This is a genomic window from Vibrio sp. 2130-1, assembly GCF_033339515.1.
On record NZ_JAWOUT010000790.1, the window covers coordinates 1 to 502 of the forward strand.

General features: G+C 41.8%; 1 pseudogene. It reads right to left on the reverse strand.

Going from position 1 to position 502, the window contains the following annotated elements:
* Positions 1–323 (reverse strand): annotated as a pseudogene (locus R7Q09_RS28725) (GAF domain-containing protein); the annotation flags it as partial.
* Between the last annotated feature and the right edge of the window lie 179 nt (positions 324–502).

The following is a 502-nucleotide window of genomic DNA, read 5'->3' on the forward strand; positions in this document are numbered from 1 at the left end:
GAAACGTCGTCACAAATGATCAGTTGTTGGTTTTTGAACACACGCCCGACGAAGGCTTGATCAATCGGCACGAGAAAATCGGCAGGAATCGCTTTGTTGCCGGAAAAAGAGTAGACCTTGAGGTAGTCACTGTTTTCGTACAGCGTAATGCTGGTGCGGTCAGATTCAAAAATCCGATTGATCCATTCTGCGACAGTATCGAGCACCTGCTGTAACGTCTGTGATTGAGCCAAAAAGTGAACAAAGCCGATCGGTAAACATATTGGGCGTTCCATGTTTTGCGTCGACAAGTCATTTGGGTCAAAAGTTCTTTCAAGTCTCAATAGCCATCTCCCTAGACATTCCTCTAAATGTAAACAATAAGTAACACGCAGCTATTTTCAAGAAAAATACGTTCCTTTAACAGAGTATGGTTTATTTCTCGCCACTTGTGAGTGTTAGGTTGCTTAATGTGAGCTTGAACTCATGTCTAAACCGATAATTTTTATGCCTAATTAGTAAG